The sequence below is a fragment of the Streptomyces sp. NPDC005485 genome, from assembly GCF_040606085.1.
In the GTDB taxonomy this organism is placed as follows: domain Bacteria; phylum Actinomycetota; class Actinomycetes; order Streptomycetales; family Streptomycetaceae; genus Streptomyces.
The window spans coordinates 1-8673 of the sequence record NZ_JBEXDZ010000256.1 but is presented as its reverse complement, the minus strand read 5'-3'; the positions used below and the strand labels follow the sequence as shown (position 1 = coordinate 8673).

8 protein-coding genes are annotated in these 8673 nt (G+C 71.0%); 2 read left to right on the top strand and 6 right to left on the bottom strand.

The window, feature by feature from the left end:
- Positions 1-153: 153 nt before the first annotated feature.
- Positions 154-447 carry a hypothetical protein gene (locus ABZS97_RS42420; protein WP_356148761.1) on the bottom strand — a complete coding sequence of 98 codons (294 nt, stop codon included), beginning with the start codon at positions 445-447 and terminating at the stop codon, positions 154-156.
- A gap of 164 nt (positions 448-611) precedes the next feature.
- Here ABZS97_RS42420 and ABZS97_RS42415 point away from each other — a divergent pair, with 164 nt between their 5' ends.
- On the top strand, positions 612-1157 hold the full coding sequence (locus ABZS97_RS42415; protein ID WP_356148758.1) for a hypothetical protein: 546 nt from the start codon (positions 612-614) through the stop codon (positions 1155-1157).
- Between the two features lie 88 nt (positions 1158-1245).
- Here the strand turns inward: ABZS97_RS42415 and ABZS97_RS42410 are convergent, their stop codons facing one another.
- The 5 genes from ABZS97_RS42410 to ABZS97_RS42390 form a co-directional block, all read right to left on the bottom strand.
- Entirely contained in the window at positions 1246-2259 is a 1014-nt protein-coding gene (locus tag ABZS97_RS42410) for an LLM class F420-dependent oxidoreductase (protein ID WP_356148755.1), read from the bottom strand.
- A 120-nt stretch (positions 2260-2379) separates the two neighbouring features.
- Positions 2380-3201 carry a hypothetical protein gene (locus ABZS97_RS42405; protein ID WP_356148750.1) on the bottom strand — a complete coding sequence of 274 codons (822 nt, stop codon included), beginning with the start codon at positions 3199-3201 and terminating at the stop codon, positions 2380-2382.
- Positions 3202-3387: 186 nt separating this feature from the next.
- A complete protein-coding gene (locus ABZS97_RS42400) occupies positions 3388-4356 on the bottom strand; it encodes an N-acetylmuramoyl-L-alanine amidase (RefSeq protein WP_356148743.1) in 969 nt (322 codons plus the stop codon).
- A gap of 22 nt (positions 4357-4378) precedes the next feature.
- A complete protein-coding gene (locus tag ABZS97_RS42395) occupies positions 4379-5041 on the bottom strand; it encodes a class I SAM-dependent methyltransferase (protein ID WP_356148737.1) in 663 nt (220 codons plus the stop codon).
- A 91-nt stretch (positions 5042-5132) separates the two neighbouring features.
- On the bottom strand, positions 5133-6875 hold the full coding sequence (locus tag ABZS97_RS42390) for an MFS transporter (protein WP_356148731.1): 1743 nt from the start codon (positions 6873-6875) through the stop codon (positions 5133-5135).
- Between the two features lie 238 nt (positions 6876-7113).
- On the opposite strand from ABZS97_RS42390, the gene ABZS97_RS42385 reads away from it, so the two are divergent.
- Entirely contained in the window at positions 7114-8310 is a 1197-nt protein-coding gene (locus tag ABZS97_RS42385; protein ID WP_356148726.1) for a lipid-transfer protein, read from the top strand.
- The last annotated feature ends 363 nt before the right edge of the window (positions 8311-8673 follow it).

Genomic DNA, 8673 nt, shown 5'->3' with positions numbered 1-8673 from the left:
ACACCCCCCCCCCCCCCGCGGGTCCCCTCCCCCGCGCCGCCCCCCCCCCCGCCGCCCACGAGCCCACCTGCGCGGTCTTCAGCGGCGAACGCCTCCCGACGGGCCTGAACCCGGACTGCTGCGAGTAGCACAGCACTCCGGGCCCACCGGCCCTCAGTGGCGGTGCATCCGGTTGGCGATGGCGTGGCCGACGAAGAGGTAGACGACGGCCGCGAGGCCGTAGCCCGCCACGACGCGCGCCCACGCCTCGTCGAACGTGAACAGGTCGCGCGACCAACCGGCCAGCCAGGTTGCCGCGTCGTGGATGAACTGCACCAGGTCGTTGGCGCGGTTCGCGTCCAGTAGGTAGAACAGGATCCAGAGACCGAGGATGACGGCCATGATGTCCGCGACGATCGCGATGACCGTCCCCGCCTGATTGGAACCGTTGCGATATCGAGGGGACATGGTCTGCGGGTAGCCCTCCTGACACCCTTGAAACCCGTACGGGACAAGGGTTCTGCCCCGATTGGGCTCACCCGGGTGGCGGAGCCGCGAGGACGGGGTGAGGCTGCTGGTGGAGCCGTGACTCCCGGGTCGCCCGGGAGGACCGTTCACCCCCGGAGGACCTCGTGCCCGTACACATACGGCGCCTGCTCGTGGCGCTCACTCTCAGCTGCACCCTGTTCGTCGGCACCACCGCCTGTGGCAGCGGCACGGCGAAGGACACCGCCGCCGTGGTGGCCGCCGCCACCCCCAGTAGCTCGCCGGAGAAGCAGAAGCTCGCCAAGACCCGCTTCGTGGCGAACGCGGGACTCGCGGCCGGGGCCACCTACCAGTGGATCGTGAAGCCCTGGAAGGCCGGCAAGTTCAAGAAGGGCGCGAAGGGCCGTACGTTCGCGCTGATCAAGGCGGGCCTCGCGGGCACCTTCGCGTACAACCGCCTCAAGGCCGCGTCCAGGAACGCCAAGGGCGACCCCACGCTCTCCAAGGCCGTCGCCCCGCTCACCGCGGGCATCGACGCCCTCAAGGACCTGCCGTCCAAGCTGCGCAAGGGCGACGACTCCGCGGCGAGTTCCTTCGACGACGTCATCAACAAGGTCAAGGACGCCGGAAAGAGCGCGGGCGCCGAGGTCAAGGACAAGGTCCCGTCGGCCTCCGAGCTCTCGGGCGGCTAGGGGGTGTTTTGAAGGTCCTGTGCGGTGCCCGCGGTGGTCGGTGCGTGCCGGGCGCCGTGGGTGCTGTGCGGGACTTTCGAAACACCCCCTACGGGGAGTTCAGCTCGGCCAGCACCCGCAGGGTGTGCGGGTCCGGTGCCAGGACCAGGAGGTCCGTCACCGGGCCCTTGCGCCACAACTCCAGCCGCTCCGCGATGCGTTCACGTGGCCCCACGAGGGAGATCTCGTCGGCGAAGGCGTCCGGCACAGCGAGGACGGCCTCCTCCCGGCGCCCGGCCAGGAACAGCTCCTGGACGCGGCGCGCTTCGTCCTCGAACCCCATGCGGGCCATCAGGTCGGCGTGGAAGTTGCGTGCCGCGTGCCCCATCCCGCCGATGTAGAAGCCGAGCATCGCCTTGACGGGCAGCAGCCCCTCGGCGACGTCGCCGCAGACCCGCGCCTGCGCCATGGGGGCGACGAGGAAGCCTTCCGGGGCCCCTTCGAGTGAGGCCGCGTAGACGTCCGTACGGAGCGGCGACCAGTACAGCGGCAGCCAGCCGTCCGCGATCCGTGTCGTCTGCGCGATGTTCTTCGGGCCCTCCGCGCCGAGCAGGACCGGCAGTTCGGCGCGCAGCGGGTGCGTGATCGGCTTCAGCGCCTTGCCGAGGCCCGTACCGTCGGCGCCCCGGTAGGGGAGGGGATGGAAGCGGCCGTCCAGCTCAACGGGCGCCTCACGCCTGAGGACTTGGCGTACGACATCCACGTACTCCCTGGTCGCGGTCAGCGGCGACTTCGGGAACGGCCGCCCGTACCACCCCTCGACGACCTGCGGCCCCGACAGCCCGAGGCCGAGCATCATCCGTCCGCCGGACAGGTGGTCCAGGGTGAGGGCGTGCATCGCGGTCGTGGTGGGGGAGCGGGCGGCCATCTGGGCAACCGCCGTGCCCAGCTTGATCCTTGACGTCCGCGCGGCGATCCAGGTGAGCGGCGTGAAGGCGTCCGAACCCCAGGACTCCGCGGTCCACACGGAGTCGTAGCCGAGCCGCTCCGCCTCCTGGGCCAGCGGCACATGGTCCGCGGAAGGGCCGCGTCCCCAGTATCCGAGTGCGAGACCGAGCCGCATGATGCCTCCAGAGACCAACGCCTGACGGAGTGTCAGATTCTCCAGTTACGGCATGCGACTGTACGACAACGGCCCCCCGCCCGGAAGGGCGAGGGGCCGGTCGTGGACGGGGGTCGGGCGTCAGCCGCGCTGAATGCCCGAGGTGTCCTGCAGTACGCCGCGGCGGCCGTCCTGCGTCTGCGCCACCAGGGTCGCGCCGCGCTGCTCGACGGCCAGGTACCAGGTGCCCGGCGCCAGTTCGGCGATCGGGGTCGGCGCACCGTCCTCGCCGAACAGCGGACGAGCCACCGGCACGGCGAACCAGAACGGCGAGAAGTCCCCGGCGGGCTGCCCCTGCGGGGCCCCCGCCTGCGGCTGGCCCGGCTGCGGGGGCGGGGTGGGCTGGCTGGGCTGCGCACCGTACGGCTGGCCCTGCGGCTGACTGCCGTAGGGCTGGCCCGGCTGCTGGGCGCCCGGGTAGCCGTAACCACCCTGCGGCTGACCGCCGTAGGGCTGCCCGGCGATCTGCGGCTTCGGAGCGCCGACGAGCGCGGCCTTCAGGGCCGGGACGAGCGGCGTGGCGATCGCGGCACCGGCGAGCACCAGGGCGGCGAGGAAGCCGAGGATGAGGCCGGAGCCGGAGTCCTCGGCGTCGATGAGCCACCACAGCAGCGCCCAGCAGGAGGCGACCGCGAACGCGACACCCACCGTGCCGAGGTCGAGGCCCGCCACCTTGCGCGGCTGGGGAAGGGCCCGGGCGATCACGATGAGTGCGGCGCCGGCCACACCGAGCATGTAGGTTCCGAGTCCGAGGCCCAGGGTGTCCCAGGAGTTCGGAGCTTCGTAGTTGCCGCAGTAGCTGCCGGTGCAGCCGGGGGCCAGACCGAGGAACGACGCGATGAAGAGCAACACCGCTGCTCCGATCACCACGCCGTCGCCTCGAGTGAGCGAGCGGATATTCACTTCACAGGTCCTTCGTCAGTCGTCTCGTCATCGGTGGAGGCGTCGCTGTCACCATGGCGCTGTCGGGTTGCGCTGTGAAGCGCGCCGTCAGGCCGTGGTGGGAAAGCGCGGGGGTGGCCCCTCATCGTAGGGAGGACACTATCGTCCGCCTGACGTGAGTGTCCGCCGGGATCCGTGCAACAAGCACTACCCGTGCAGGAAACTCACGATTCCCTCAGAGATCCCATGCGCCGCCTTCTGCCGCCACGCGCCGCTGGTCAGCAGCGCCGCGTCCTTGCTATCGCGCATGTTGCCGCACTCGATGAACACCTTGGGAACCGTTGACAGATTGAGACCGCCGAGATCCCTGCGGACGACAAGTCCGGTGCCGTCGCCGATGTAGTTCGAAGGCGCGCTGCCGGTGTCGCGCACGAAGTTGCCCGCGATGCGCTCGCCGAGATCGCGGGAGGGGGCGACGATGGGGCGGGTGTCGGCGGCGCCCGCGTGCACGGAGGCGGGAAGGATCACGTGGAAGCCGTGGTTGCCGGCCGCGGAGCCGTCCGCGTGGATGGAGACGACCGCGTCCGCGTGCGCGTTGTTGCCGATCCGTGCCCGCTCGTCGACGCACGGGCCCCACGGGCGGTCGCCGTCCTGGGTGAACTTCACCGTGGCGCCCTGCTCCTGGAGGATCGTGCGCAGCCGGCGCGCGACGTCGAGCGTGAACTGGGCTTCCGTGTAACCCGCGTTGGTCGAGGTGCCCGTCGTGTCGCACTCCTTCCAGTTCGTACCGATGTTCACCTTGCGGTTGATGTCGGCCGCGTGCTGGAAGTTGCCCGCGTTGTGCCCAGGATCGATGACGACGACCTTGCCCTTGAGGGGGCCGGAGGCGGCGGGGCGGGATGTGGAGACCGTCGGACTGGGGCTCGGCTTCTTGCCGTCGTCCGAGGGGGAAGCCGAGGAGGGTGCGGCGGAGGGGGGCGCCGAGGTGCTGTGAGAGGTCGGCGCGGGCGCCGCCTTGTCCGCGCCACCGCCTCCGTCGCCGGAGTCGCCCACCGCCGTGTAGACGAGCCAGCCGACCAGCGCCGTGGGCACCAGGGCGGCGAGCGCGACGGTCAGTGGGCCGCGCCGGGAACGGCGCGGCTGGGGAGGATCGAAGTCAGGGCCTACGTACGACACGTCAGCGACTCTAACCGGGCCCTCAGATCCCTGCTCCCGTTCGCCGCAGGACGCGCAGCGAGTCGGTCGCCGAGACCTCGGTGAACGCGCCGGAAGCCAGGGCGCGGAGATAGACGCGGTACGGCGCCTGACCGGTGAACTCGTCCACCGGGTCCGGGAACACGTCGTGGATGAGGAGCAGGCCCCCTTCGGCCACGTGGGGCGCCCAGCCCTCGTAGTCGCCGCTCGCGTGCTCGTCGGTGTGGCCGCCGTCGATGAAGACCAGGCCGAGGGGCGAACCCCAGAACGCGGCGATCTGCGGGGAGCGGCCGACCAGCGCGACCACGTGATCCTCCAGGCCCGCCCTGTGCAGGGTGCGCCGGAAGGTGGGCAGAGTGTCCATCAGGCCGATCTGCGGGTCGACCGTCTCCGGGTCGTGGTACTCCCAGCCCGGCTGCTGCTCCTCGCTGCCCCGGTGGTGGTCGACGGTGAGCGCGGTGACCCCGGCCTCGCGGGCCGCGTCGGCGAGCAGGATCGCGGAGCGCCCGCAGTACGTGCCGACCTCCAGCAGCGGCAGGCCCAGCCGCCCGGCCTCGACGGCCGCCGCGTACAGCGCGAGCCCCTCGCCCAGGGGCATGAATCCCTTGGCGGCCTCGAACGCGGCGAGGATCTCGGGCTTGGGCTCGGGCTTGGGTGCCGCGGGCATGGGGGGCCTTTCCGTCGTACGTGCCTGTCGGCGCCCCATGCTGCCGCACCCCCGTGCCGCGCGGGCGACGGGGGTGCGGCGATCGGCGGGATCAGGCGGAGACGGTCTCGCTCGGCAGGGCGAGGTCCAGGTCGACCGGGCGGTCGTCGCCGGTGTGCGACGCCGAGGACGCAAGCGGTCCGTGGCCGGCGGCCTTGGCGGCCAGGACGTAAGCGCCCTGGGCGGGCACGGCGAGGGCGTAGCTGCCGTCCTCCGCGGAGAGCGTCGCGCCCGCCTGGCGGCCGCGCCGGTCGATCAGGGTGACCTTGGCGCGGGCGACCGGGACGCCGTCGACGTTCAGGACGCGGCCGCGGAAGCCTCCGAGGATCTCCTGCGCCCGCTCCAGCGCGGCATCCTCCTCGCTGCTGGCGCGCAGCTGCGGCTTGGTGGCCTGGCGCTGCTTCGGCAGGAAGATCGCGAACAGCAGGCCGAGGGCCACCGCGCCGGTCGCGATCAGGAAGGACACCCGGAAGCCGTGCATGGTGGGGACCGCGACGCCGCCGACGTGGTTCGCCGTGTTGGCCAGCACCATGCCGATGACGGCGCTCGACACGGACGTACCGATGGAGCGCATGAGGGTGTTGAGGCCGTTGGCGGCGCCCGTCTCCGACGCGGGGACCGCGCCGACGATCAGCGCGGGCAGCGAGGAGTAGGCGAGGCCGATGCCCGCGCCCAGGACCACCGAGATGACGATGGTCTGCCAGGCGGCGCTCATCAGGCCGAGGCCGGCGCCGTAGCCGATCGCGATGATCAGCATGCCGAGGATGAGGGTGGTCTTGGGGCCGTACTTCGCCGAGATCCGGGCGTAGACCGGCGCCGTGAACATCATCGTCAGGCCCAGCGGGGCCACGCACAGGCCCGCGACGACCATCGACTGGCCGAGGCCGTAGCCGGTGGCGGAGGGCAGCTGGAGGAGCTGGGGCAGGACGAGCGAGACGACGTAGAAGGAGACGCCGACCATGATCGAGGCGAGGTTGGTGAAGAGGACCGCGGGACGTGCGGTGGTGCGCAGGTCCACCAGCGGAGCCTTCACGCGCAGCTCCATCAGGCCCCACAGGAGCAGGACGGCGACCGCCGCGCCGAACAGGCCGAGCGTGGTGCCCGAGCTCCAGCCCCAGTCGCTGCCCTTGGTGATCGGCAGCAGGAGCAGGACGAGGCCGGCGGACAGGCCGAGCGCGCCCAGCCCGTCGAAGGTGCCCTCGGCGCGCATCGGGGACTCGGGTACGAAGAGGAGGGTGAGGGCGATGGAGATGACGCCGAGGCCGGCGGAGCCGTAGAAGAGGGCGTGCCAGCTGGTGTGCTGCGCGACCAGGGCCGCGAGCGGCAGCGCGAGTCCGCCGCCGACGCCGATCGAGGAGCTCATCAGGGCCATCGCCGAGCCGAGCTTCTCGCGGGGCAGCATGTCGCGCATCAGGCCGATGCCGAGCGGGATGGCGCCCATCGCGAAGCCCTGGAGGGTGCGGCCCGCGATCATCGGCAGCAGTGCGCTGGTGAACGCGCTGACCAGCGAGCCCGCCACCATGACGGCGAGGCTGGTGAGCAGCATGCGCCGCTTGCCGAAGAGGTCGCCGAGGCGGCCCATGATCGGCGTGGCCACCGCGCCGGAGAGCAGCGTCGAGGTCAGGACCCAGGTGGCGTTGCTGGGTGAGGTGTTCAGCAGCTCCGGCAGGTCCTTGATGACCGGGACGAGCAGGGTCTGCATGACCGCGACAACGATGCCCGCGAAGGCGAGCACCGGCACGATTCCGCCGCCGCCGGGCTTTCGCGTGCGTACGTCCGTCGTTGTCTGGCTCATTGCGTGCGGCCTCCAGGGCGGCGAGAGGGGTCCGGGCGGTGGTCCGGGCCGTTGTTCTTGCGGAGTATGTGCAGGGTGAACCTCGTGCGCCGGGGCAACTATTCCGTTGCTTTGAGTCGCTAACGAATTCTTGACCTTCTCATGGGGATCTGATCTCCCGTCAGACCCCTGTCGCCGGAATGGAACGTGTTCTAGTCTGGCGCGGACCTCGGGGAGCCGTCGCCGGACTGGGAGTGCCATGAAGACGTACGTGGTCGGTGTGGGGATGACGCGGTTCGAGAAGCCCGAGACCCGGGAGTGGCAGTACTGGGACATGGCGAGGGAGGCGGGCACGGGCGCCCTCGCGGACGCCGGGATCTCGTACGCCGACGTCGAGCAGGTCCCGGTCGGCTACTGCTTCCAGCCCTCGACCGCCGGACAGCGCGCCGCCTACGAGCTGGGCCTGACCGGCGTGCCCGTCTACAACGTCAACAACAACTGCGCGACCGGGTCGAGTGCGCTGATGCTGGCGCGGCAGTTCGTGGAGGGCGGCATCTCGGACTGCGTACTGGCCCTGGGGTTCGAGAAGATGAAGAAGGGCTCCCTGGGCGGCGGAGCGGACACCGGTGACTTCAAGACGTCCCCGGTGGCCCGTCACTACGGTGTGATGGCCGCCCGGCACGGCTTCGAGGCGACTCCGCCCACGGCGCAGATCTTCGGGGACGCGGCGCGCGAGCACATGGAGAAATACGGCACGACGGAAGGGCAGTTGGCCGCCGTCGGCGTCAAGAACCACCGGCACTCGGCGCACAATCCCTACGCCCAGTTCCAGGACGTGTGGTCCGTCGAGGAGATCCTCGCCGCCCGCGTCGTGCACCGGCCGCTGACCAAGCTCCAGTGCTCGCCGACCTCGGACGGAGCGGCCGCGGCCGTCGTGGTGTCCGAGCGGTTCGTGGAGCGCCACGAGTTGGGGGAGAAGGCCGTCGAGATCGTCGCGCAGGCCATGACCACGGACACGGAGGAGTCGTTCGCGTCGGGGTCCTGCATCGACGTCGTGGGGCAGCCGATGTCCAGGGAGGCTGCGCGCCGCGTCTATGAGAGGTCCGGGCTCGGCATCGAGGACGTGGACGTCATCGAGCTCCACGACTGCTTCTCCGTCAACGAGTTGCTGACGTACGAGGCGCTCGGCATGTGCGGGGAAGGGGAGTCCGGCAAACTCGTCGAGTCCGGCGCCACCACGTACGGCGGCAAGTGGGTGGTGAACCCGTCCGGCGGCCTGATCTCCAAGGGGCACCCGCTCGGCGCGACCGGCATCGCCCAAGTGGCCGAGCTGACCTGGCAGTTGCGGGGCGAGGCCGGGGCCCGGCAGGTGGCGGGAGCACGCGTGGGGCTCGCGCACAACATCGGGCTGGGCGGGGCGGCGGTGGTCACGCTGCTGCGCGCGGCGAGCGGCTGACGCGGGGGCGTGATTCCGGGCGTTCGGCTGGAACGGGTGGTACGGCCGTGGGTGTGCGAGGGCCCTGAGGGCGGTGCGCGGCCTTGTGTGTACGAGGGAGGGGTCTGCCCCTTGACTTCACAAGACCACCGCGTCACATTCCTGACTCCGCATCAGAACCGGGATGCAGGAGCTCTTCTGCGCCTCCCGGGGGTACAGCACGGCCTCCCATTCCCTCGCCACGCTGGAGCGACCTGCCATGGCCACGTACGCGGACCCCGTCAGACGTACCCTTCCAGGGATTGGATCACCGGGCGAGGGTGACGCCGTCCGTGAGGCCCTCCGCGACGTCAGACCGCCGTCGCCAGCTCCCGCTGCTGCTGC

What these genes read in the sequence shown, in the direction of transcription:
- ABZS97_RS42410 (WP_356148755.1), bottom strand. Translation starts at nt 2,259, where the DNA reads ATGCGGCTCGGTCTCGCACTCGGATACTGGGGACGCGGCCCTTCCGCG.
- ABZS97_RS42395 (WP_356148737.1), bottom strand. Translation starts at nt 5,041, where the DNA reads ATGCCCGCGGCACCCAAGCCCGAGCCCAAGCCCGAGATCCTCGCCGCG.
- ABZS97_RS42385 (WP_356148726.1), top strand. Translation starts at nt 7,114, where the DNA reads ATGAAGACGTACGTGGTCGGTGTGGGGATGACGCGGTTCGAGAAGCCC.
- ABZS97_RS42420 (WP_356148761.1), bottom strand. Translation starts at nt 447, where the DNA reads ATGTCCCCTCGATATCGCAACGGTTCCAATCAGGCGGGGACGGTCATC.
- ABZS97_RS42390 (WP_356148731.1), bottom strand. Translation starts at nt 6,875, where the DNA reads ATGAGCCAGACAACGACGGACGTACGCACGCGAAAGCCCGGCGGCGGC.